This window comes from Nitrospiria bacterium (genome assembly GCA_035517655.1).
Taxonomy (GTDB): Bacteria; Nitrospirota; Nitrospiria; order JACQBZ01; family JACQBZ01; genus JACQBZ01.
In genome coordinates this window covers 1-23,231 of record DATIYJ010000012.1, presented here as the reverse complement: position 1 = coordinate 23,231, position 23,231 = coordinate 1, and the positions used below count along the sequence as shown (strand labels likewise).

Genomic DNA, 23,231 nt, shown 5'->3' with positions numbered 1-23,231 from the left:
GCCATGGCGATCGACGGGGTGACGAGGGAGAATCTCGTTCAGCGATGTCTTGAGCCGTTGCGTCCCTCCAAGCCTTGGCAGCCGGACATTCTTCTGGTGCGGGCGGATGCGGGGCCGATCGTCGTCAAGGATTATCAACCCCGGGGGTTTCTGTATCGGTTCTTTGTGGGGCTGGTGTCGACCTGGAATGAAGCGCGCATGTATCGAAAGCTGGCCGGCTTGCAGGGTATCCCGCGTTATTATGGTAAACTGGACCGCTATGCCCTGGCGATCGAGTACATCGAAGGCCGGAACGCCTCCAAGTTCAAAACCGGCGAGCTTTCCCATGATTTTTTTCATCGCCTGAAACAAATCGTCGATTCGGTCCATGAACGGAACGTCGTCCTGTGCGATTTGCGGAATAAGAAAAATATCATGATTTCGAAGAGCGGAGAGCCGTACCTGATCGACCTCGCCACCGCATTTGAACGGGGCCGTCGCTGGAGTTTTTTCCGGAACGGGCTCTACGGGATCTTCTATCAGGACGATTATTTGGGATTGGCCAAGCTGAAACGGCAGTTGGCGCCCGAGATCTTGACGACGGAAGAAGCCGATCGACTGGATCGGGGGCTGTTTATGCAGAATAAGGCCGTGGCGGTCCGAAATTTCTGCGTGCGCTGGTTGAAGCGGCTGGTCAGTCCATCATGACCGTTGCGGCGGGGGCGCGGCGCGCCGTTCCACCAGGACGGGAGGAACCCAACGTGTCCGGACCCACGATCCTGATTGTGACGGGCGAGGCCTCGGGCGATCTGCACGGCGCCGAATTGGCCCGGGCGCTTCTCCTCCAGCAGCCGGACCTCCGGATTCTTGGAATGGGCGCGGAGAAAATGAAGGGGGCCGGGGTGGAGTTGGTATTCGACAATCGGCAACTGGGCGTCATGGGGCTCGTCGAGGTTTTCCAGAGATGGCGGTCGGTTCTCCGGGCGTTTGAGGCGGTCAAGGAAGTCCTCATGAATCGCGGCGTTGACCTGGTGGTCCTGATCGATTCGCCGGATTTCAATTTGAGGGTCGCGAAGCTGGCCAAACGAATGGCGATTCCGACGGTCTATTACATCGGGCCCAAGGTCTGGGCCTGGAGGGCGGGCCGCCTCAAAACAATCAAAAAATGGGTCGACCGGATGCTGGTGATCTTTCCGTTCGAAGAGCCGTTGTATCGAGAAGCCGGCGTGCCCTGCGAGTTCGTGGGCCATCCGCTCCTGGATGAAATTCCGCCGACGCTGAACCGCGGGGAACTGCGCCGCCGCTACGAAATTTCCGACGACGCCGTTGTCGTCGCGCTTTTGCCCGGCAGCCGGCGGATGGAAATCGATCGTCTTTTGGATCGGATGACGGAGGCTTTCCGACGGATCCGGACGGGTCTGCCGTCCGTGATCGGAATCGTGCCGGTGGCGCCGTCGCTTTCGATGTCGGAAATTCGCCGGAAATTATTCGGGCGCGCCGACGGGTTGAGGCTGGTGAGCGGCGACGCGCCCCAGGTCCTGGCCTGCGCCGATTTTGCGGTCGTCGCCTCCGGGACGGCGACGCTGGAGGCGGCCGTGGTCGGAACCCCGATGGTCATTGTGTATAAAGTGGCCCCGCTCACCATGCTCCTTGCCCGTTTGCTGGTGAAGATCCGGTCCGCCGGGCTGGTGAACATTCTTGCCGGGCGGGTCGTGACGCCGGAACTGCTTCAGTCGAATGCGACGCCGGAGAGGATCGCGGAGGTCGTCCTGGATCACCTGCGCGATCCGGCCAAGATGAAGGAACAACGAAAATCGCTGGAAGAGGTTCGGCAAAAGCTGGGCTCGCCGGGCGCCGCCCATCGCGCCGCCGCCAGCATCCTGAAGATTTTATTTCAAACGACTCGGACGGTCACGGCATGAACAGGGCCCGAAGATTGTTGGGATACCTCAAGCCCCACTGGAAAAGCTTGGTCGGCGCCACCGCCTGTGCCGGGACCGTCGCGCTTCTGACGGCTTCGTACGCCTGGATGGTCAAACCGATCATCGATGAGATCTTTATCAAGAATCAGTGGGACCTGCTCTACTGGATCATCCCGTCCATTGTCGGAGTCGGGATGACCAAGGGCGGATTTAATTACGCGCGGTCTTATCTGATGCGTTATGCCGGGAACCGCGCCATCGCGGCCATCCGGAAGGATTTATTCCAAAAACTCATCCGGATGCCTATCGGTTTTTTCAGCCATCAACGGACCGGCGCCCTGATGTCGCTGATCGTCAACGACGCCGGCATGATCCAGCAGGTGATCGCGACCGTCATCCGCGACCTGTTCCAGCAGTCGCTGACGATGATCTCCCTCATGGGGGTGCTCTTCTACCTGAACTGGTGGCTGGCGCTGGTGTCGATCGTGGTGGTGCCGCTGTCGTACTATCCCATGAGCCGGATCGGCAAACGCATCCGGAGGATCGCCCATTCCGGCCAGGAGAAAATCGCCGAGCTGACGACCTTGCTGGAAGAAACCCTGTCCGGCGTCCGGTTGATCAAAGCCTTCGGTTCCGAGCCGTTCGAGATCGACCGGTTCGACCGCAAAAACCAGGAATATTTTCAGAAGACGATGAAGACGACTCGGCTTTCGGAACTGGTGCCGGGGATCATGGAAGGGGTCGGGGCCGTCGCCGCGGCCCTGATCATCGGCGTCGGCGCTCACGAGGTCCGGATGGGAAGGATGACGCCGGGCGGCTTCTTTTCCTTTCTGGGCGCGAGCTGGCTGATGTACGCGCCCGTCCGCCATCTGGCCGCCACCTCGACGATCGTCCAGCAGGCCATCGCGGCGGTCGATCGAATCTTTTGGATGCTGGACCAGCCCAGCGAGCGCGTCAAGGATCAGGGGAAAAGGGCGCTGCACCCGGTGGAACGGGAAATCGCCTTCGAACACCTCTCCTTCCATTATGACGGCATGGACGAAGCGGCGTTGCGCGAGATCGACCTCACGGTCAAGGCGGGAGAAGTCGTGGCCCTGGTGGGAAGTTCCGGGTCCGGGAAGACGACCCTGATGAACCTCCTGCTTCGATTTTATGATCCGACGGAAGGGGTGATCCGCATCGACGGGACCGATCTCCGCGACGTGACCTTGGACTCGCTTCGCAAACAGATCGGTCTGGTCGCCCAGGAGACGATTCTGTTCGACGACACGGTCGCGCGGAACATTGCGTACGGCTTGGAGTCGGTCGATCGCAACCGGGTCATCGAGGCGGCGCAGGCGGCCTACGCGCACGAGTTTATTCAACGGCTGCCCCAGGGATACGACACGATGATCGGGGAACGCGGGGTCCGCCTGTCCGGCGGACAACGTCAGCGATTGGCGGTCGCGCGGGCGATCCTGAGAAATTCCCCCATCCTGATCCTGGATGAAGCGACGTCGTCGCTCGATTCGGAGTCCGAGATGTATATTCAGAAGGCCATGGCGAACCTTTTGAAGAACCGAACCACGTTCGTGATCGCCCACCGGCTGTCGACCGTCCAGAACGCCACCCGCATCGTCGTCATCCAGCAGGGACGGATCGTCGAAACGGGCCGGCACGCGGAGCTTCTCCTTCGGGGCGGCGTCTACAAAAAGCTCTATCAACTGCAGTTCCGGGAACAGTATGCAGAAACTCTTTGACGGGCTGCTGGTCCGATGGGTCCCGTGGCTGGGATACGGCGTGATCCGCGGGCTTCGATGGACGATGCGCATGACGACCCTGAATTCCGAAACGACCGATGCGCTCTGGTACGAAGGTCGGAATTTCATCGTCGCCTTCTGGCACGGCCGGCAGTTGATGATGCCGTTCGCCTACAAGGGGAAGAAGCGGATCTCGATCTTGATCAGCCGGCACCGGGACGGCGAACTGATCGCTCGAACGGTGGGGTATTTCGGTTTTCATGCCGTCCGGGGCTCCACGACGCGGGGCGGGGCGACGGCCCTTCGGCGTCTCGTCCAGTCGGCCCGTTCGGGAGACGACCTGGGAGTCACTCCGGACGGGCCCCGGGGGCCGCGGCAGGTGGTCCAGCCGGGCGTCGTGGAACTGGCAAAGCTGACGGGATTGCCGATCCTTCCGTTGGCCTTCAGCGCCTCTAAAAAAAAATCCTTCAGTCCTGGGACGGCTTTCTGATTCCGCATCCGTTCAGTCGCGGGGTGTTCATCTGGGGGGATCCCGTCCGGGTGCCGAACGACGCGGACCGGGATGTGCTCGAGGACAAGCGTCAAGAGCTGGAAAAACAGCTTCGAGACATTACAGAAAGAGCGGACCGCTATTGGGAGTAGTCTTCTACAACCTCATCTTGATTTTGACTCTGCCGCTGACCCTTCCCGTTTTTGTCCTTTTGATGATCGTTCGACCGGAATACCGAACCGGATTGTCCGAGCGCCTGGGTCGATGGCCCGGAAGTTGGGGCCGGCCGGCCCGAGCGGCGACGAGGGTTTGGATCCATGCGGCCTCGGTCGGCGAATGTCTCGCCGTGCTGCCTTTGATCGAACGGTGGCTTCGGGACCGGCCGGAATGGGACCTGGTCTTGTCGGTGATGACGCCGACCGGCCGGAAGTTGATCGCGCAACGGCTTGGGAACCGGGTGCGGGTCGGTTTCTTCCCGCTGGATTTTCCGGGAATCTCCGCACGCCTCCTCCGCCGCGCGGCTCCGGATCTCATCCTGTTGGTCGAAACCGAACTGTGGCCTAATTTTCTCCGGTCCGCTTCTCGGTGCGACATCCCGGTTCTTCTGATCAACGGCCGGATTTCTCCGCGTTCGTACCGTCGCTACCGAACGGTCCGGTGGCTGTTCGGTGAGACGCTCCGCAGGATCCGGGTCTTCGGGATGCAGTCGGCGCAGGACGCCCGACGCGTCGTTGAACTGGGCGCCTCACCCGAGCGGGTACGGGTCCTGGGCAATCTCAAGTTCGATCAGGCGGCCGTTCCGTTGTCGGAGTCGGAACGTCGACGACTGATCGAGCGCCTGGGCTGGGGCTCCGATGAAAAGATTCTGGTGGCCGGAAGCACGCACGAGAAGGAAGAGGAACTTCTGTTGACCGGTTTTGCCCGAATCAAACAACAATGGCCGAGCTTCCGTATGATCCTGGCCCCGCGCCACCTCAACCGATTGTCGAACGTGACGGGGCTGCTGACCCGACAGGGCATAAGTTACATCCGGTATTCCGACTTGGATCGTGCGACGACCGAGTCCGGGGCGGATGTTCTGCTTTTGGATACGCTGGGGCAATTGGGACGACTATACAGTCTGGGAACGGTCGTGTTTGTGGGCGGCAGTCTGGCGCCGGTGGGAGGGCACAATCTGTTGGAACCGGCGGCGCTCGGGCGGGCCGTGCTGTTTGGACCGTTCGTCCAGCACGTTCAGGAAACGGCCGACCTGCTCCTGGCCTCGTCCGGCGGACGGATGGTCCACGACATCGGAGAATTGGTCCGGGAGATCGAATCGTTGCTGACGGAAACGGCCCGACGGGAAGCCATGGAGCATCACGCCCGGGAAACGGTGCGCCTTCATCAAGGGGCGTCCGGCCGGACGTCGGCGATGGTGGAGCAGCAATTGAAGGAAAGGCTTTTCGGTGGCCTCACTCGCCTCGATCATCGCAGCGGCCTTGAGCGCTGGTTTAAAGAACGAATGCTCGTATCCAAAGGCGGTCTGCTCACGTCCCTCGCCGCCGCGGGCTTGCGCGCGGTCTCGGTTCTTTATCAAGGATGGCAGGAGACGCGGACGGCGGCCTACTCCGTCGGACTGTTACGGTCCGTCCGGATGCCTCGGCCGGTCGTCAGCATCGGCAATCTTACCCTCGGTGGAACCGGAAAGACGCCGACCGTCATGACCGTTTGCCGATTTCTCCTTGCCCAAGGACATCGCCCGGTCGTTCTCTCACGGGGCTACGGAGGAAGAAGCGCAAAAACGATCCGGGTGGTTTCCGCTTCGGCCGGCATCGAACCGGGGCCCGAGGAGGTGGGGGACGAACCCTCCCTTATGGCCGACCGGCTTTGGGGTGTGCCCGTGGTTGTATCATCCGACCGTGTGGCCGCGGCCCGTTACGCCCTCGAGGCGCTACAACCGGACGTGTTCGTCCTGGATGACGGCTACCAGCATCTCCGTTTGAAAAGGGATCTTAATCTTCTCGTGGTGGATGCGATGGAGCCCTTCGGCAATGGTTATGTCTTCCCCCGGGGAACCCTTCGGGAGTCCGTACACCAATTAGGCCGGGCAGACGCCGTTCTTCTGACCCACGTCGTCGATCCGGACCGGACCCTTGAGCTGCAAAAGTTCATTCGGGAATACTTCTCCGATCCCCGTATTTTTACCAGTCGCCATCGCATTGTGGAACTCATCCCGTTCAGTTCCGGTTCCTCCTTGCCGTTTGAAAATATCAAGGGGATGCGTCTCCTCGCCGTGACGGGCATCGGGCAGCCGGATCGCTTCGTCCGGATGCTTCAAGAGGGGGGAGCGGATTCGGCCGCGGCGTGCGTTTATCCGGATCACTATCGGTATCGACCGGAGGATTTGGATGCGATTGAAGGCGAAGCCAAGCGGTTGGATGCCGTCGGAATCGTGACGACCGAAAAAGATGCGGTCCGAATCAAGAGGCTTGGACGACCCGCGAAGGCATGGTGGGCGGCCCGGTTGGAGCTGGTCATCGATCACTCCGAGGCCTTTGAATCGATGCTGCGCGGGGTCTTCCGGTGAAATCCGTCAAGCGGAAAAATCATCCCTTGCGCTACCGGTTGGAGTACGGGTTGGCGATGGCGCTCTACGGCCTGTACCGTCTCATGCCCCGCTCCTGGACGCCGGCCCTTGGAGCGCTCGTGGGCGAAGCGGCCTACCGGCTGATTTCCCGACGCCGGCGGATCACGCTCGATAATCTGCGTTGCGCGTTCGGGACGACCGATTTTGATCCGACGAAGGTCGCGCGTGCGGCGTACCGGTCCCTGGGCAAAAGTTTGATCGAACTTTTGGGGGCCGTCGGACAGGACCGGTCGACGATTCTTCGGGACGTCCGGATCGAGGGCCGGTCCCATATGGAGGAGGCGTTCCAGAAGGGACACGGGGTCATCTTCCTGGCATCCCATTATGGAAACTGGGAGCTGATGAGTCTGGTCAATTCCGCAACGGGCGTTCCGACCTATGTGGTGGCACGCGCCTTGGACAACCCCTGGCTCGACCGGTGGATCAACCGGCAGCGGGAGCGGTTCGGGGCCACCGTCATCAACAGCAAGGACCCCGCTTCCGTCCGACGGATTTTATCCGCGCTTCATCAGAAGAAAGCGGTCGCGTTCCTGATCGATCAGAACGTCGTCGGAAACCGCGGCGTCTATGTTGATTTTTTCGGTCGGCTGGCCTATACTCACAAAGTTGTCGCCTTGATGGCGATCAAGACGGGGGCCCCCGTCATTCCAAGCTTCATGCATCGGGAAGAGGGAGGCGGCCATCGGCTTGTTTACGGAAAGCCCTTGCCGCTGGTCAGGACCGGAAATCGCGAGCATGACGTCTGGACAAACACCCAGATAATGACCCGCGCCGTTGAGGAGGCGGTTCGACGGCGTCCGGAAATGTGGCTCTGGATGCATGATCGATGGAGGAAACAGCCGGACGTCGGAGAGAGCGCCGTTTTTCTGGACCGGGACGGCACCATCAGTCAGGAAGTCGGCTACATCCATGAGGTGGATCGCCTGGAATTGCTTCCGAATTCCGCCCGGGCCATCCGGCGTCTCAACCGCTGCGGGATCAAGGTCTTCGTGGTGACGAACCAGTCCGGCGTGGCCCGCGGATTCTATTCCGAAGAACATGTCCGTCGGGTCAACGAACGGCTGTCCGATCTCCTCAAGGCGGAAGGAGCGGAGGTGGATGGGGTCTATTATTGTCCGCACCATCCCACGGAGGGAACGGGCGCTTACACGCAATCCTGCCTTTGCCGAAAACCGGAGCCGGGGATGCTGTATCGGGCCGTCTCCGAGCAGCCGGTCAACCTTCGCCGCTCGTTCGTAGTGGGAGACAAACGGACCGACATGGAAATGGCCCATCGGGTCGGGGCTCGAGGGGTCCTGGTTCTGACGGGCTACGGGTCGGAAGAGACGGAGAAGGAAGACGACGGCCGCTCCCGTCCGGACGCCGTCGTTCCCGATCTGGAGAAGGCCGTGGACTGGATTCTATCGCATCCCGCGTTGGGCGCGGCCGGCGGGGAGGGTTGCTGAGATGAAACCTACGGAGAGCATCCTTTGATGGATACCCACCGCCTCCGAAAGATCGTCCAACAATTCGCGGGAAAAAAGATCATGGTCCTGGGCGATTTTGTGGCGGACGAGTATATTCTGGGCAAGACCTCCCGGATCTCCAGGGAAGCGCCCGTTTTGATTTTGCAATATCTCTCGCGGCAGATTGTCCTGGGCGGGGCCGGCAATGCGGCGAACAATCTGGCCGCTCTGGGAGCGACCGTGGTTCCGGTGGGGGTCGTCGGCGATGACGAGATCGGACGGGAGGTGACGCGTCATCTGAAACAGCGGGAAATCGACACCGCGTTGCTTTGCGTCCAAGGGGGGCGGGTCACGACCACCAAGACGAGAATCATGGCCGGCGGCCAGCATCAGCATACTTCGCAACAGCAGGTGGTCCGGATCGACCGAGGAGAATTCGACCGGGTCTCCGAACAGAGCGAAGCGGTTTTCCTGAGAGCCTTGGAGGAGGAAGCCCCCCGGGTGGACGGTTTGGTGATCTCGGACTATCAATACGGCGTCCTGTCTCCGCGCGTGATCGAGAAAGTCAATCAGATTGCGAAGCGGGATTCGTCCATCATCACGGTCGATTCGCGGTACCGCATGCTGTCGTTTCGGGGGGTGACCGCGGTGACGCCGAACGAGCCGGAGGTGGAGGAGGCCCTGGGCATCCGGTTGGACGATGAGGAAGCGGCGGTTCGGGCGGCCGGCGAACAAATTCTCGATCGGGTTCAAAGCCGGGCCGTCTTGATAACCCGGGGCAGCAAGGGAATGGCGTTGATCGAGCGGAACGGGAAGGCCGAATTTATTCCGATCCACGGTACGGATGAGATCGCGGATGTGACGGGAGCGGGGGACACCGTGATCGTGATCTTCACCTTGGCCCTGGCGAGCGGGGCGACGCTGTTGGAGGCGGCCCAATTGGCCAACGTGGGCGGAGGGGTCGTCGTGATGAAGAGGGGCACGGCAACGGTCAGTCGGGAAGAATTGGAGGCGGCCCTGCCGAAGCCGCAAGGAGTATGAACGACGATCGGACCAAGCTAAAAACCTTGAAGGGGTTGACGGCGGCCGTCCGCAAGCTGAGAAAACGGGGGAAAAAGATCGTTTTCGCCAACGGCTGTTTTGATCTTTTACATGTGGGCCATGCGCGTTATCTGGCCGGGGCCAAGTCCTTGGGGGACGTGCTGATCGTCGGCATCAACGGAGACCGGTCCGTCCGCCGACTCAAGGGAAAAGGCCGGCCCCTGACGCCGGAAGCGGCGCGCGCGGAATTGGTTGCGGGCTTTGCCTGCACGGATTACGTGACCATTTTTCAGGAACCCGACGCGGAGCGGTTGTTGCGCGCCCTCCGTCCGGATGTGCATGCGAAAGGCGAGGATTATACGATCGACACGGTGCCGGAGCGGGATGTGGTCCGATCCTACGGCGGGCGCGTGGCCGTCGTCGGCGGACCGAAGGTGCGTTCCACCCGCGGGATCATCGAGCGGGTGAAACGGTCTCCAGGGCGCCGTCATTGAAAAGGAGGATAGCACATGGCGATTGATAAAGAACTTCTCGAAATACTGGCCTGTCCCAAGTGCAAGGGGGATATCCGGCTCAATGAAAAAGGCGATGGATTGATCTGCGCCGCGTGCCGTCTGATGTACCCGATCAAAGAAGACATCCCGGTGATGTTGATCGAAGAAGCGATCAAAATTTAGGCGGGGAGGCCGTGAAATTCTTCGAAATCGTTCGGCGACACCGGATTGTCCTGAGCGGCGCCGTCGGGGCCGTTCTGATTTATCTTTCCCGGCCGACCGTGGTCTCTTTGCTGGCCGGCCTGCCCTTTGTGCTGGTGGGCGAAGCGATCCGGACCTGGTCGTCCGGGTATATCCGAAAGAACAAAGATCTGGCCACCGAGGGTCCCTATGCCCACACCCGAAACCCGCTTTACTTGGGGAGCTTCGGAATCGGGATGGGATTCGTCGTGATGGGAAACAGCGTTTGGGTCCTGTTCGTTTTCCTCTCGGCGTTCGCTCTGGTGTATTGGGGGGTGATCCGCTCCGAGGAGGGCTATCTGGCCCGGGCCTTCGGAGCCCGCTTCGAGCAGTACGTCCGGACGGTGCCGCGGTTTCTCCCGCGATGGACCCGTTCCCCCTACGGCGTCGGCGGGTTCGATTGGGCCTTGGTCTGGAAACACCGGGAGTACCAGGCGTGGGCGGGCATCGCCGGTGGCGTGGCGGTCCTCCTCCTGAAAATGTGGACCTCCCCATGAGCGTCTATGCAAAAACTGACCGCGATCGTTCCCGTTTTCAATGAAGAACAGAATCTGGAGGACTGCCTTCGGGGATTGACCTGGGCCGAAGAAATCCTCGTGGTGGATTCTTTCAGCCGGGACGGAACGCTTTCGATCGCCCGTCGTTACACCGACCGGATTCTCCAGCACGAGTACGTCAATTCCGCCGCGCAGAAAAATTGGACGATTCCGCAGGCCCGGCATGACTGGGTTCTGATCGTGGACGCGGATGAACGGGTGACCGACGGCCTCCGGGAAGAGATCCGCCGGGTGCTGGGCGCCGAGGGCGGGCCGCCCTGCGACGGGTATCGGATCCGGCGGCAGACCTATTTCTGGGGGAAACCGATCCGGTATTGCGGCTGGCAGAGCGATCGGGTGCTCCGGCTCTTCAATCGTCACAAGGGACGGTACGAGGAAAAAGAAGTCCACGCGGACGTCGTGATCGATGGGAAGACGGGGGATCTGGAATCGCCGCTGATTCACTATACCTATCGGGACTTCAAGCAGTACTTCGGCAAATTCCAGCGTTATACGGATTGGGGGGCGCTGGAGCTTCAGAAGCGGGGCAAGCGGGCCCGCTGGTACCACCTCCTGTTGCATCCGGCCTTCCGGTTCCTGCGCATGTATATCTTTCAGCGGGGTTTCCTGGACGGTCTGCACGGTCTGGTGCTCTGCCTGCTGGCGGCCTTCAGCGTCTTCACCAAGTATGCGAAGTTATGGGAACTGAACCAAAAAGGATCCTCGTGATCCAGACCGCTTTTCTCGGGGATGTGGTGTTGACCACGCCGCTTCTTCAAACCCTCCGCGACCGGTTTCCGAAGGCCTATCTCGCCGTTCTCGTCATCCCCGGCACGCGCGAAATTCTCGCCGGCCGTCCGGGACTGGACGAAGTTCTGGTCTACGACAAAAAGGGAGGGGATCGGGGTCTCCGGGGATTTGGGTCGATCGCGCGGTTGTTGAAGGAAAAGCGGTTCGATCTCTGCCTGCTTCCGCATCGGTCGTTTCGATCGGCGCTGCTGGCCTTCGCCGCCGGGATTCCGAATCGGATCGGGTTCGTCCAATCCCCGGGGAGCTTTCTTTATTCCCGACGCGTTTGGCGGGATGCCTCGCGCCATGAAGTCCGTCGAAATCTTCAGCTCCTGGACCCGCTCGTGTCCGATCGCTCCGGGGGTCGGGAGGTCCCGGTTGAAAAACTTTGGGTGTCTTCGGATTCCGGTGATCCGGAATGGGCGAGCCGCTATTTGGCCGGGCACGGCGTCCGTCCGGACGACCGGGTGATTGCGATCGCTCCCGGATCGGTCTGGGCGACCAAGCGCTGGATCCCGGAGGGTTTCGCCGCCGTGATTGACGGACTGATCGCCCGGCACGGACGACGCGTGGTGCTTCTGGGCTCTCGGGACGACCGGCCGGTTGTCGACGAAATTTTGCACCGGTGTCGGGAGAAACCGGTCGATCTTTCCGGAAAAACCTCACTGCGGCAACTCGGCGCCGTCTTGCATCGCTGCGAGCTCCTGATTACGAACGACAACGGATCGATGCACGTCGGCGTCGCGGAGGAAATTCCGGTCGTCGCCATCTTCGGGTCGACGACCCTCGGCCTCGGCTACGGGCCGTTCACGGATCGGGCCGAAGTGGTGGAGCGCCCCCTGGATTGCCGTCCCTGCGGAAAGCACGGCTATCCGGAATGCCCGCTGGGTCATTTCAATTGCATGAAACAGATCACGCCCGAAGACGTGATGGCCGCGGTCGAGAGGCTGTTGCGAGCGGACGCCCCCGGCCCTCGCTTCGCTAGGAATGGGCCGTGAATCGGCGAATCCTCATCATCAAGCTCGGCGCGGTCGGCGATGTGATCCACACCCTTCCGATGCTGGAGACGTTGCGGGTCGGTTTTCCGAAAGCGCACATCGCGTGGGCCGTGGAGGAGGCGGCCGCCCCGATTTTGGAGGGTAATCCGGCGCTGAACGAATTGATCCTTCTGAATCGGAAAGCACTGAGCGGGTTGTCGGGCCCGGCCTATTTCATGCGATGGCTTCGCGCGCTTCGGGGACAACGGTTTGACACGGTTCTGGATCCGCACAATCTGTTTAAAAGCGGCCTGATGGCGTTTGCAAGCCGGGCGCACCTCCGGATCGGGTTCCAAAAACTCCGAGAGGGTAATTTCCTCTTCATGAATCGGCGGGTCAAACCCGCTCCCCGGCGTCGGCATGCGGTCGAAAAATATTTGAGCCTGCTCGAGCCGCTCGGGATTCAAGAAAGGCAATGGACGGTCCGCTTTCCGCTGACGTGGAATCCGCAGGACGAAGACCGGGCCGACCGGTTTTGGAGACGGGAGGGCTTCGGCTCGGGCGCTTCGAAATACGACGGAGTCGTCGCGGTGAACCCCGGGGCCAGCTGGCCGAGCAAACGATGGATGCCGGAACGGTACGCGCAGGTTGCGGACCGGCTGGTGAAACAGCATGGGATACGGCCTCTGGTCTTATGGGGACCCGGCGAGCGTTCCTTGGCGGACCGCGTCGTCCGATCGATGAGCGAAAAGGCCGTGATTGCGCCGGAGACGGACCTGAAACAATTGATGGCCCTGATCAAGCGGTGCCGGCTTCTCATTTGCGGCGATACCGGACCGCTTCATATCGCCGCGGCCCTGGGTATTCCAACCGTCGCGTTGTTCGGGCCGTCGGATCCGGCCCGGAACGGGCCTTACGGCCAAGGCCACACGGTCGTCCGGTCCCCCATCCCGTCGGCGACCCACTGGCAGAAAAAGGAAATCGGCGACCGTTGGATGAACGCGATCCCGGTGGAAACGGTTGTCGAGGCGGCGGGTTCTTCGTTAAAGGACGTAAGGGGTAAGGGGTAAGGGGAGAAAAATAAATTCTCTTCACTCCTCACGTGTTTTCAAAAAATGCACATACTACATCTCGACACCGAACGCACCTGGCGAGGCGGCGAAGCCCAGCTCCTCCACCTCGCGGAAGGCTTGGCCCGTCGGGGCCATCGTTGCATCGTTGCGGGTCCGCCGGGCAGTCCGCTGCTCTCGCGGGCGGCCGAGAAAGGACTGAAAACCGAGGCCGTGACGATGCCGTCCGAATGGAGCCTGTCGGCCGTGCTGGCGCTCACGCGTGTTTTGAAGCGGGAGCGGATCCAGGTGATCCACATGCATTCCTCCCACGCCTGCACGTTGGGAGGATGGGCCGCGCGCCTGGCCGGAACGCCGGTCCGGATCATCTCGCGGCGCGTGGATTTTTCGGTGCGGTCCAACCCGCTCCGAAAGTTCAAATACCAGTGGGGGGTGGATCGCATCGTGGCGATTTCGGAGGGCGTGCGAAACGTCCTGGTGGCGGACGGTCTGGATCCGGGCCGCATCGCGGTGATCCGCAGCGGGATCGATCCGCGGCCGTTCGATCCCAACGATCCCGGGACCGAAATCCGGAAGGAATTCGGAATTCCGGAACGGTCTCCCGTGATCGGATGCGTGGCCCATTTCGCCGACCACAAAGGACACCGTTATTTGATCGAGGCCGCGGTCCGCGTGGCGGCCGCCGTCCCGGACGTCCGGGTTCTTTTGGTGGGCGAGGGGGAGCTTCGTCCCGCGATCGAGCTTCGAATCAAGGAATTGAAACTCGAGCAATACGTCCTTTTAACCGGCTTCCGGAAGGATATCCCGAAGCTGCTGGCGGCCATGGATATCGTCGTTCTGTCCTCGCATCTGGAAGGCCTCGGCACGTCCCTCCTGGACGCGATGGCGATGGCCCGGCCGGTCGTCGCCACGCGGGTGGGCGGAATTCCGGAGATGGTGGTGAACGGGGTCAACGGGATTCTCGTCCCGCCGCGCGATCCGGCCGCGCTGGCCGACGCGTTGATCGAACTGATCCAACGGCCGGATGAACGGAAACGGATGGGACAAGCCGGCCGCGCCCGGATGCTTGAGTCGTTCTCGGCCGAGGCCATGGTCGCGGCGACCGAGGCGGTTTATCTCAAGGTCCTGTCGCAAAAAGCGAGGACGGTCGCGGGTGAAAATCCGGCTCATCGATAATGACGAGTCGTTCAAGGAGCTCGAACCGGTCTGGAACGAACTCCTGGCCGGATCGGATCACGCCACGCCGTTCCTGAGCTGGGAATGGATCTCGACTTGGTGGAGACGGTTCGGAAGCGGGAAGCTCCACGTCCTCACGCTTTGGCGGGAGGAAACACTCATCGGCGTCGCCCCGCTTCATCGGGCGCGGGGCCCGTGGGGGATGACGTCGCTTCAAATGTTGGGCCGGGGCCAGTCGGACTATCTTGATTTTCTTGTCGCCCGGGGAGAAGCGGATCGGCTCTATCGGGAGCTGCTCCGGCATCTTTTAAAGACGGGCGGGGTTGATCTGGTTCTTCTGGAACAGATCCCGCCGGATCGTCTCGGGATCATCCGGGAAGTCTCCCGCGCGGACGGGGCCGTTCTCCAGGTCAAGGAGCGGGGCCATTGCTATTTCGTCCGCCTTCCATCGAAATGGGAGGATTACCTCTCGGCCCTGGGAAAGAACGAGCGTTACAACATCGGCCGCCGGACACGGACCTTGGAGCGCCAGCACGGGGTCGCCTTCCGGCGCTTTCATCGGCCGGGTTCGGAACTGGAAAAAAAAGTGGGGGAGTTTTTCGGTTTGATGACGAAACGTCTCACGATGCGCGGCCGACGGCTCGCCGCCGAGGAGGAGACCGCCCTGAGGTTTCACCAAGAGCTGGCCGCCCGGTTCGCCGAACGGGGATGGCTCAATCTCGCTTCGCTGGAACGGGAAGGCCGGATGATCGCCGGACTTTTCGCGTTCGAATACCGCGAAAAGCTGTTTTATTACCATTCCGGCTTCGATCCGGCATGGGCGAGGTACAGCGCCGGGATGGTGCTTCTGGCGAAGTGCATCCAGGATGGAATCGAGCGGTCCGTCCGTGAATTTGATTTCATGCGAGGACGCGCCGAGTATAAATCGAAGTGGAAGGTCGAGGAGCGGCCCTTCTATCGCGTCGCGGTGACGCGGGATTCCATCCGCTACCTGAAGCTCCTCGGATCCGGCCTTGCGGCCCGGGCGGGGAGGATGTTCAAGAAGGCCGGGGCCGGATGAAGATCGCGATGCTGACCAAGCATTTCACGCTGCGAAACGGGTCGAGCCGCGCGATCCATGAAGCGGCTTCGCGGCTTTCGGCCCGGGGCCACGACATCCAGATCTTTTGCAACCGCAACCCGATACGGTATGACGCCGGGCCGGCCCTCCGGCATGTCCCGATGCTGCCCCTCGGCTCGTGGGGGCGTGTTCTGAGCTTCGACTGGGGATGCCGCCGCAGGATGGCCGCCGAACGGTTCGATATCGTCCACGGGCACGGCAACACCGCCGACCAGGACGTCGTCACGGTCCATATCTGCCGCAAGGCCAATCGCCTGGCGAGAGGTCTGCCTCTCCGGCTCCGGGATCCGCACCTGTTCATCGAGCGGCGTCAATTTGAGAATCGCCGGCTCCGGCGGATTATCGTCTTTTCGGAGCGCTTAAAGCGGGATCTTTATCATCTTTACGGGATTCCTCCGGAGCGCGTCGCGGTCATCCCCAACGGCGTGGACGCCGACCGGTTTCATCCCCGGCTCCGACCCCTTCATCGCAATCGCATCCGACGGGAGATCGGCCTTTCCGACCGGAATCTGGCGGTGTTGTTCGTCGCCTCCGGAAATTTCGAAAACCGCGGTCTTCCGAACCTGCTCTCGGCCGTTGCGAGACGGACGAACGACCGGGTCAAACTGATCGTGGCGGGCGGGGACCGGGCCGGGCCCCATCGGGCCCAATCCCGCCGCCTGGGGATCGAGGACCGCGTGATCTTTCTCCCGTTCGCCGAGCGGCTCGAGGAGCTCCATGCGGGCGCGGACGCCCTCATCTTTCCGTCCTATTACGACACCTTCGGCAGCGTGGCCTTGGAGGCGATGGCCTCCGGGCTGCCGGTGGTCGTGACGGCTTCCTGCGGTGTGAGCGAGCTGATCACGGACGGGCACAACGGACTCGTCCTGAAGCATTCCGAAGATCTGGACGGGACGGCCGCGGCCCTCGCCGCGTTGGAGGACGCGGGCTTGCGCGAGCGGATCGGTCGCGAGGCCCGTGCCACGGCGGAGCGGTATAGTTGGGATTCCGTGGCCGAGCGGACCTTGCAAGTGTACACGGAAGCGGCCTCGGCCGGGAGGGCGACATGACGACCCGTTCCCTCCGCCGCGTCCCGATCCTCTTATATCACAAGATCGGCGTGCCGCCGTCCGGCGTCCGCCGCCCGCGAACGTGGGTATCCCCGGAGCGCTTCGCCTGGCAGATGCGCTATCTTTCCCGGCGGGGCTGGAGGTGCATCACGCCGGAGGCGCTGGCGGCCCATTACCGGGGGGAGAAGGAGGCCGGCGCCGATTCCATTCTGATCACGTTCGATGACGGGTCCCGGACGTGCTTCACCGAGGCGCTTCCGGTGATGCGTCCGCTGGGATTGACCGCGACGGTGTTCGTCGTCTCCGGACAACTGGGCGGCCGGGCGGTATGGGACCGCGACCCGGATCATCCCGACGACGAATTGCTGACGGCCGGCGAGATCGGCGAACTGGCGAGGGCGGGCTGGTCGATCGGGGCCCATTCCGTGACCCATTCCCGCCTGCCCGCGTTGTCGCAAGACGAGGCCGAACGGGAAATCCGGGAATCCAAGCTACGGCTTGAAGAAGCGCTTTCGATCCCGATCGGGTCCTTCGCCTATCCGTACGGCGCCTGTTCCCCCGAACATGCCCGGATGGTGCGGAAGGTCGGATACGAAATCGGTTTCACGACCCACTACCCGGAACGGGGTCTTTACGCCGTCCGTCGGGAGAACATCCACGGGGAAGTTCGTGCCTTGCGGTTTCTGTGGCGCTTTGCCCGGGCGAGGCGGGGGGAGTTTCATCGTGTCGAAGCTTAAGATCATTCACCTGCTGGCCAGTTATAAATGGACCGGACCGGCCGAAGGCGTGGTCACGCTCTGCCGCGATCTGAAGCAGCGAGGGCACGAGGTCCGTCTTTTTTGCACGCCCAATTCCCGAAGGCTTCTGGCCGACCGGGCGATAGAACAAGGCGTGACGCCGGAGAACGGCCTGCGGCTGGCGCGAAAGCATCCGGTCCAGTTCGGGTTGGATGTTCGGAGACTCAAAGAGATTTTGATTCGGGACCGGCCGGACATACTGCATCTGCATCAGTCGACCGATCATTGGATCGGGGCCCTGGCGGCCCGCTGGGCCAAAGGGTCAACCTGTATTGAACAGCGAGCGGGAGCGGGCGTCGGGAAGGGGGAGGCTCCATCCGGCTCCGCCGGTGGTGGGGGGATGGGCGCTCTTCCTATTGTCGTCCGGACGATTCATCACCCGCGAACGATCGAGCGTCGGCCCTTCCGGTCCTGGCTGTACGAATCCCTGACCGACGGGTTCGTGACGATCTGTGAAAACGACCGGGAACGGTTAAGACGGACTTATCGGATCGATCCGAAACCGGTCTCGGTCATTCACGGCGCCGTGGACACAACGCGCTTTCATTCCGATGCGGAAGCCCGGCTGGGCCGCGCCGAGTTCGGAATCAAAATGACGACGCCGGTGGTGGGCATGGTGGCCCGTTTCCAGCCGCATCGGGGGCACGAACTGTTGATCCGGACGATGCCCCGTCTTCAAACGTTCTTTCCGACGATCCGCCTTCTTCTGGTCGGGCGGGGAGAGCATCAGCCGGTTCTCGAACGGGTCGTCCGGGAGCTGAACCTGGAACGCTGCGTGGTCTTCACCGGTTACCGCGATCGCGACCTGCCGCAGATCTATGCCGCCATGGACGTCGCAGTCCTGTTGGCCTCCGGCCGGGACGGCTCCTGTCGCGCGGCCTTGGAGGCGATGGCGGTCGGACGACCGGTGGTCGGTTTCCCGGTGGGGGCCCTTCCGGAGACGATCGTCGAAGGGGTGACGGGTCATCTGATTCCGCAAGGGAATGCGGAGAATCTCGCGGAGTGCCTCGCGGCCCTGCTGTCCGACCGTCCGCGCTCGCAGGCAATGGGCGAGGCGGCCCGCAAACGGATCGAGGCCGAATTTACGGAGGAAATCCGTCTCAAAAAGACCGAGGCCTTTTATTTTTCATTGACCGGGAATTGACCCGGAGCGCCTCATGGTCCGGGTGAACAACCATTCCGATCCGCCACCGGGCCGTTCCGGGGGGCGGGACCGCGCCTTGACCCCGTCCGGACGTTCTGATAAGGTGGGGAGATTATGGACGGCGCGACCCCAAAGGCCTATCTTCAGAAGGTGTGGGAGGCCTGGAAAATACAGATCCCGGCTCTGACCGCGGCCTTTCATTGGGGGTATCCTCGTTTTGTATACGACGGCCGGCTCCGGACCTTGGAGGGGCAGGTTCCGGTCTTCACGTTTCATTCGGTCGAACCGGAGCCGTTTGAGTCGCGGCTCAAGTATCTCCATCAGAACGGATACCGGACCCTTACGGCCGACGAGTTGTTGGCGGTGCTCAAGCGGGAGATCCCCGTTCCGGACCGGGCGGTGCTCCTGTCGTTCGACGATGGATGGTCGACGCTTTGGACGGTGGCCTACCCTCTGTTGAAACGGTACGGCTACAAAGCGGTGGCCTTCATCGCCCCGGCGCTGATCGGGGAAGAACCGCTTGAGGGAGAAAGTCGCCCGCCGGCTGCATCCGACGCGCTCCCACCCGGGGGGAAGCATCGGGTAACCGGTCCCCGCCGGTTTTGCACCTGGTCGGAACTGAAAGAGATGCTTCAAAACGGGGTGGTCGATATCCAATCGCACAGTTTGAACCACGCGCGCGTGTTTATCTCGCCCAAGGTCGTCGACTTTTATAGCCCGAAACGAAACGGGCCCCTTCCGAAGCTGAGTTTTCCGGTTTATCGGGAAGCGGGTCGGGATCGCCGGGATCGCCGGGGACGCTTCGGCATGCCGCTTTACGAAAGTCAATCGGTTTTTTCCGGGCGGCCCCGCTACTTTGACGATGAAAAACTCCGGGAAATTTGCGTTCAGTATGTCGCGGAACAAAACGGAGAGGATTTTTTTTCGCAAAAGGGCTCCGTCCGAACGCTCTTTAAAATCGTACGAAACTACCGGAGCACCCACGGGGATGGGGGGCGCTACGCCACTTCGGCCGAGACGGATCGGGCCATGATCGAGGAGCTCGACGGTTCAAAGCGACGGATCGAAGAGAAGCTGCCCGGTCATCGGGTCCGGCATTTTTGTTATCCTTGGTGGAACGGCTGCGAACGCGCCGTTCAACTTTCGAAAGAGGCCGGATACGAGGCCAATTTCTGGGGAAGGTTGATCCGGCGCCCCGTCAATCGCCCCGGCGACGACCCCTTCCATATCGTTCGCTTGCGGGACTATTATATCTTCCGCTTGCCCGGCGAGGGCCGAAGATCGCTGTGGTCCGTGTCGGCGGACCGTTCCGAGATTTAAAAATCCGGACGCGACCTGTTCGGGGACGATATTTCCCGCGGAGATGTTCTTGATCGCATCCGATCCATGATGAAAACGCTTCGAATCCTACAGATCAATTCCGGCGTCGGCTGGAGCGGAAGCCATCATCAGGTTTACCTGCTGAGCCGCGGACTGGCCGACCGGGGCCATGCGGTCACCGTCGTATGCGAGCCCGGGAGCCATCTGATGGAAAAGGCGCGGGCCGCCGGCCTGAACGTGGTCCCGCTCCGGATGCGGGGTCAGTGGGACCTCGGAGCCGTCTGGCGCTTGAGGCGATGGATCAAGGAACGGGGGATCGATATCATCAACACGCACAAGCCGCTGGCTCACACCCTGGCCGTTCTGGCCGCAGGGTGGTCCGGACCGCCCGTGGTGGCGACGCGACGGGTTTCTTTTCCGCTGCGGCGCCACCCCTTTCTCAAATGGAAATGGGACAAGGCCGTGGCCGGGATGATCGCGGTATCGAAAGGGGTGGCGGAGAGTCTGATCGCCTCGGGCATTTCGCCAAAGAAGGTGGTGACGATCTACAGCGCCGTGGATCTCGATCGGTTCCATCCCGATGTTTCGGCGGATCGTGTCCGGAAAGAATTCGGGCTTTCTCCGGACACGCCCGTGGTCGGGCAGGTGGCCGACCTGCGCCCTTATAAAGGATACGGTGTTCTGGTTGAAGCGGCGGCGCTCGTATTAAAACAGATGCCGAACGTTCATTTTTTTTGCATCGGCCGGAAAAGCCCGGAGGAGTATGACGGGCTGGCCCAACGAACCCGCCGTCTGGAAATCGCTCCGAAGGTTACCTTCACCGGATTCCGTGAAGACGTGGAGGCCTTTTATGCGATCATGTCCGTCTGCGTCAACAGCACCACCGTCTCCGAGGGGCTTCCGGGCTCCCTCCGCGAGGCGCTGGCGATGCGGGTGCCGGTGATCGGCTCGGATGTGACGGGAAATCGGGAGCTGGTAATTCCGGAGCGGACCGGCCTCCTGGTTCCGCCGGGAGATCCCCAAGCCCTGGCCGAGGCGATCCTAAATCTGTTGAAAGACCCGGCGCGTCGATCGAAGATGGGGATGGAGGGACGCCGATTCATGGAGGCCGAGTTCTCGGTTCAGACGATGGTGGACCGGACGGAGGCTCTCTATTTAAAACTGGCGGAGAACCCGAAATTTTTGGCGTAGTCGGGGATTCTCGGGCGAACGGGGTCACGCCGATCCAGAGAATTCCGTTCCATCGGTCGGCGGAAAGACGAGGTTGAGGGGTTCGGGAACGACGGCGAGTCGGGCGGGGGCGAAACCGGCCGCTTCCCCGTCGGCCTGGAGCGGCACCGGGCTTTCGATCTCGATCGCCGTCCCGCGGTGGAATTCCACGTCCTTCATCCGCACGTGCAGCCCGGTGATCACTCCAAGGGTGTACTTCATGTAAGTCACGGGGCCCCGCCCTTTGAAGAGACAGAGGATCAGTTCCGGACGCTCCAGCCGAACGTTGGGGACGATCGCAAAAGAACCGCCGTAGCAGCGGGCCTTGGCGACGATGCCCGACGTGCCTCTGACCGCGCGCCCGTCCACACGGAATACAATGGTGGAATAGGGGTAACGGAACAATTGGAGGAGGCCGGCCGCCATGTAGGCCCACATGCCCAACCGTTTTCTTCCGGGCGGGACGCTGCGGACGATGGCCGCGTCAAATCCGGCGCCGACCATCAGAATAAAAAGGCGTTGATCGTACCGCCCCAGATAGATCGGCCGGGCCGCGCCGGCCCGGATCGCCGTCGCGGCCTTCAGGGGGTTGGTCGGCAGTCCCAATTCGCGAATAAGGCTGTTGCCGGTTCCCATCGGGAGGATGCCGAGCGGGACGGAAGAGTTCCGCATCCCGTTGATCACTTCGTGATAGGTTCCGTCGCCTCCGGCGGCCAGGATCAGATCGTGGGAAGCGGAGGACAACTCACGCGCCAGGCGTTCGCCGTCGCCCGCCCGCTCCGTCGGATGGACGGTGAGACCGGGATAGAGCGTTTTGAGACGGCCGATCAAACGCCGCGACTTCCTCCGCCGCCATAGCGGACCGGCGACGGGGTTTAAGATCAATGCCGGGTTTTTCGCATCCATTGTTGTGATCCGCCGAATATTTTCGCGCCGCCATCTTAACACAGCCCGGATCGTGTTGAGAAGAGCATACGGGCCGCTTCCCTCAAAAAAAAGCGTCCTTGGAAAACTTGCCAAGGACGCTTTCAGAAAAACGGCGGGCGAATCCCGTCAGTAGTTCGCGAGACGGCCGGGCCGCAAGCGCCGGGCCAAGCGTCTTATCGTTATCCAGATTGGAACCAACGCGAGCGTCATCATGCTCCCCATTCCGGATGTGAAACCGCCCGAAGGGCCGTCACCGTCGCCGGTGAGCCGGATCATACCGAGGGAGCACCCGAGGAAACTCGCTCCGTTTTCCCGGGTTGTGGCTTTGGTGAGGCCCTCCTGATTATTGCCGGGGTTATTTTCAACGGGGGGAAGAGGGCCCGTGTAGTCGACGGTGAAACCGCCCGACCCGTTGGGAGTGAAGGTGATATTGGTAAAATCCATATCCAACACCGGAGGCGCAGGAAAATCTTCGTAGACGGTAGGCGTGCTCCCGGTGTCGAACGACCTTTTTGTATCGAAGTCCGTGCTTCCGGGATCGAAAGCACCGTTCGCAGGGCTCACTCCGATCAGAACATTGTCATAATACCCGTTGGTGATAACGATCCCGTTGTACCCCATGATGATCGTCCCGTTGGTGAGAAGTTGCAGCTGGGCCGCTTCATAACAGGTGGGACCGTTGCTGCACGGATAAAAACCGCCCTCCCAGGTGATCACAATTCGATCCGTGATCGAGTCGCCATTGTCATCGAAGGCGTTGACATAAACGTCCCCCCCGTTTGCCTGTTTAAGGTCGGTCCAAAAGGCCGCGATTTTCGGGTATGTGGCTCCGACCAAAGAGCCGCCGGCCGGGGAGCAACAGTCGTCGCCGTTGTCTCCCCCCAAATTAACGGTTCCGTTGGAGGAGATATAAAAAACGTTCCCGCCCGTGTAGGTTGTCCCGGCGAAAGGAAACGAAAAGGAACCGAAGGTGAGGCCGACCGTTTGGTCATCCGCGCTGTCCAGACCCACCGTGGAAATCGTGTGGCCGATCGCGGACTCCCAAGTGGGAGGCTGTGTCGATGCCGGCGGGTGAGTCATCGTGTTGGAAACCGAGAAGCCTCCCGATCCGTTGGGTATAAAGATGATATTGGTACTATCC

Annotated in this window: 22 protein-coding genes; 20 read left to right on the top strand and 2 right to left on the bottom strand. The window is 61.6% G+C overall.

Annotated elements, in window-relative coordinates; all coding sequences use genetic code 11:
• The first annotated feature begins 3 nt into the window (after nucleotides 1–3).
• The 20 genes from VLY20_02410 (at nucleotide 4) to VLY20_02315 (ending at nucleotide 21,145) form a co-directional block, all read left to right on the top strand.
• Nucleotides 4–687, top strand: coding sequence for a hypothetical protein (locus VLY20_02410; GenBank protein ID HUK55493.1), 684 nt, complete (start codon nucleotides 4–6; stop codon nucleotides 685–687).
• Complete coding sequence (gene lpxB, locus VLY20_02405; protein HUK55492.1) at nucleotides 684–1,901, top strand: lipid-A-disaccharide synthase; 1,218 nt, start codon at nucleotides 684–686, stop codon at nucleotides 1,899–1,901. Before VLY20_02410 ends, lpxB begins: the two co-directional genes overlap by 4 nt.
• Nucleotides 1,898–3,640: an ABC transporter transmembrane domain-containing protein gene (locus VLY20_02400; GenBank protein HUK55491.1), complete on the top strand. Its 1,743-nt coding sequence runs from the start codon at nucleotides 1,898–1,900 to the stop codon at nucleotides 3,638–3,640. The genes lpxB and VLY20_02400 overlap by 4 nt, the downstream gene beginning before the upstream one ends.
• Nucleotides 3,624–4,130: a lysophospholipid acyltransferase family protein gene (locus tag VLY20_02395; protein HUK55490.1), complete on the top strand. Its 507-nt coding sequence runs from the start codon at nucleotides 3,624–3,626 to the stop codon at nucleotides 4,128–4,130. The genes VLY20_02400 and VLY20_02395 overlap by 17 nt, the downstream gene beginning before the upstream one ends.
• A 142-nt stretch (nucleotides 4,131–4,272) precedes the next feature.
• On the top strand, nucleotides 4,273–6,696 hold the full coding sequence (lpxK, locus tag VLY20_02390) for a tetraacyldisaccharide 4'-kinase (GenBank protein HUK55489.1): 2,424 nt from the start codon (nucleotides 4,273–4,275) through the stop codon (nucleotides 6,694–6,696).
• The gene (locus tag VLY20_02385; protein HUK55488.1) at nucleotides 6,693–8,201 is read left to right on the top strand and encodes an HAD-IIIA family hydrolase; all 1,509 of its coding nucleotides are present in this window, start codon (nucleotides 6,693–6,695) and stop codon (nucleotides 8,199–8,201) included. The genes lpxK and VLY20_02385 overlap by 4 nt, the downstream gene beginning before the upstream one ends.
• A 27-nt stretch (nucleotides 8,202–8,228) precedes the next feature.
• On the top strand, nucleotides 8,229–9,242 hold the full coding sequence (locus VLY20_02380) for a PfkB family carbohydrate kinase (GenBank protein ID HUK55487.1): 1,014 nt from the start codon (nucleotides 8,229–8,231) through the stop codon (nucleotides 9,240–9,242).
• Nucleotides 9,239–9,736: an adenylyltransferase/cytidyltransferase family protein gene (locus VLY20_02375; protein HUK55486.1), complete on the top strand. Its 498-nt coding sequence runs from the start codon at nucleotides 9,239–9,241 to the stop codon at nucleotides 9,734–9,736. Before VLY20_02380 ends, VLY20_02375 begins: the two co-directional genes overlap by 4 nt.
• Nucleotides 9,737–9,751: 15 nt before the next feature.
• Entirely contained in the window at nucleotides 9,752–9,919 is a 168-nt protein-coding gene (locus tag VLY20_02370) for a Trm112 family protein (GenBank protein HUK55485.1), read from the top strand.
• Nucleotides 9,920–9,930: 11 nt separating this feature from the next.
• Complete coding sequence (locus VLY20_02365) at nucleotides 9,931–10,473, top strand: isoprenylcysteine carboxylmethyltransferase family protein (GenBank protein ID HUK55484.1); 543 nt, start codon at nucleotides 9,931–9,933, stop codon at nucleotides 10,471–10,473.
• Nucleotides 10,474–10,479: 6 nt separating this feature from the next.
• Nucleotides 10,480–11,241, top strand: coding sequence for a glycosyltransferase family 2 protein (locus VLY20_02360; GenBank protein ID HUK55483.1), 762 nt, complete (start codon nucleotides 10,480–10,482; stop codon nucleotides 11,239–11,241).
• On the top strand, nucleotides 11,211–12,299 hold the full coding sequence (gene waaF / locus VLY20_02355) for a lipopolysaccharide heptosyltransferase II (GenBank protein ID HUK55482.1): 1,089 nt from the start codon (nucleotides 11,211–11,213) through the stop codon (nucleotides 12,297–12,299). The genes VLY20_02360 and waaF overlap by 31 nt, the downstream gene beginning before the upstream one ends.
• A complete protein-coding gene (locus VLY20_02350) occupies nucleotides 12,296–13,348 on the top strand; it encodes a glycosyltransferase family 9 protein (protein HUK55481.1) in 1,053 nt (350 codons plus the stop codon). The genes waaF and VLY20_02350 overlap by 4 nt, the downstream gene beginning before the upstream one ends.
• A gap of 45 nt (nucleotides 13,349–13,393) precedes the next feature.
• On the top strand, nucleotides 13,394–14,524 hold the full coding sequence (locus tag VLY20_02345) for a glycosyltransferase family 4 protein (GenBank protein HUK55480.1): 1,131 nt from the start codon (nucleotides 13,394–13,396) through the stop codon (nucleotides 14,522–14,524).
• On the top strand, nucleotides 14,502–15,584 hold the full coding sequence (locus VLY20_02340; GenBank protein HUK55479.1) for a GNAT family N-acetyltransferase: 1,083 nt from the start codon (nucleotides 14,502–14,504) through the stop codon (nucleotides 15,582–15,584). Before VLY20_02345 ends, VLY20_02340 begins: the two co-directional genes overlap by 23 nt.
• Entirely contained in the window at nucleotides 15,581–16,693 is a 1,113-nt protein-coding gene (locus VLY20_02335; protein HUK55478.1) for a glycosyltransferase family 4 protein, read from the top strand. Before VLY20_02340 ends, VLY20_02335 begins: the two co-directional genes overlap by 4 nt.
• On the top strand, nucleotides 16,690–17,430 hold the full coding sequence (locus VLY20_02330) for a polysaccharide deacetylase family protein (protein ID HUK55477.1): 741 nt from the start codon (nucleotides 16,690–16,692) through the stop codon (nucleotides 17,428–17,430). The genes VLY20_02335 and VLY20_02330 overlap by 4 nt, the downstream gene beginning before the upstream one ends.
• On the top strand, nucleotides 17,417–18,634 hold the full coding sequence (locus VLY20_02325; GenBank protein ID HUK55476.1) for a glycosyltransferase family 4 protein: 1,218 nt from the start codon (nucleotides 17,417–17,419) through the stop codon (nucleotides 18,632–18,634). The genes VLY20_02330 and VLY20_02325 overlap by 14 nt, the downstream gene beginning before the upstream one ends.
• Before the next feature lie 114 nt (nucleotides 18,635–18,748).
• A complete protein-coding gene (locus VLY20_02320; GenBank protein HUK55475.1) occupies nucleotides 18,749–19,954 on the top strand; it encodes a polysaccharide deacetylase family protein in 1,206 nt (401 codons plus the stop codon).
• A gap of 69 nt (nucleotides 19,955–20,023) precedes the next feature.
• A complete protein-coding gene (locus tag VLY20_02315; protein ID HUK55474.1) occupies nucleotides 20,024–21,145 on the top strand; it encodes a glycosyltransferase in 1,122 nt (373 codons plus the stop codon).
• Between the two features lie 24 nt (nucleotides 21,146–21,169).
• Here the strand turns inward: VLY20_02315 and VLY20_02310 are convergent, their stop codons facing one another.
• The gene (locus VLY20_02310) at nucleotides 21,170–22,069 is read right to left on the bottom strand and encodes a diacylglycerol kinase family protein (protein HUK55473.1); all 900 of its coding nucleotides are present in this window, start codon (nucleotides 22,067–22,069) and stop codon (nucleotides 21,170–21,172) included.
• A 147-nt stretch (nucleotides 22,070–22,216) separates the two neighbouring features.
• Nucleotides 22,217–23,231: hypothetical protein (locus VLY20_02305; GenBank protein HUK55472.1), on the bottom strand; the 1,015-nt coding region annotated here is incomplete at its 5' end.

Coding starts and splice junctions, on each gene's coding strand:
- VLY20_02410 (HUK55493.1), top strand. CDS start 4: ATGGCGATCGACGGGGTGACGAGGGAGAATCTCGTTCAGCGATGTCTT.
- lpxB (HUK55492.1), top strand. CDS start 684: ATGACCGTTGCGGCGGGGGCGCGGCGCGCCGTTCCACCAGGACGGGAG.
- VLY20_02400 (HUK55491.1), top strand. CDS start 1,898: ATGAACAGGGCCCGAAGATTGTTGGGATACCTCAAGCCCCACTGGAAA.
- VLY20_02395 (HUK55490.1), top strand. CDS start 3,624: ATGCAGAAACTCTTTGACGGGCTGCTGGTCCGATGGGTCCCGTGGCTG.
- VLY20_02380 (HUK55487.1), top strand. CDS start 8,229: ATGGATACCCACCGCCTCCGAAAGATCGTCCAACAATTCGCGGGAAAA.
- VLY20_02375 (HUK55486.1), top strand. CDS start 9,239: ATGAACGACGATCGGACCAAGCTAAAAACCTTGAAGGGGTTGACGGCG.
- VLY20_02370 (HUK55485.1), top strand. CDS start 9,752: ATGGCGATTGATAAAGAACTTCTCGAAATACTGGCCTGTCCCAAGTGC.
- VLY20_02360 (HUK55483.1), top strand. CDS start 10,480: ATGCAAAAACTGACCGCGATCGTTCCCGTTTTCAATGAAGAACAGAAT.
- waaF (HUK55482.1), top strand. CDS start 11,211: ATGGGAACTGAACCAAAAAGGATCCTCGTGATCCAGACCGCTTTTCTC.
- VLY20_02345 (HUK55480.1), top strand. CDS start 13,394: ATGCACATACTACATCTCGACACCGAACGCACCTGGCGAGGCGGCGAA.
- VLY20_02335 (HUK55478.1), top strand. CDS start 15,581: ATGAAGATCGCGATGCTGACCAAGCATTTCACGCTGCGAAACGGGTCG.
- VLY20_02330 (HUK55477.1), top strand. CDS start 16,690: ATGACGACCCGTTCCCTCCGCCGCGTCCCGATCCTCTTATATCACAAG.
- VLY20_02320 (HUK55475.1), top strand. CDS start 18,749: ATGGACGGCGCGACCCCAAAGGCCTATCTTCAGAAGGTGTGGGAGGCC.
- VLY20_02315 (HUK55474.1), top strand. CDS start 20,024: ATGAAAACGCTTCGAATCCTACAGATCAATTCCGGCGTCGGCTGGAGC.
- VLY20_02310 (HUK55473.1), bottom strand. CDS start 22,069: ATGGATGCGAAAAACCCGGCATTGATCTTAAACCCCGTCGCCGGTCCG.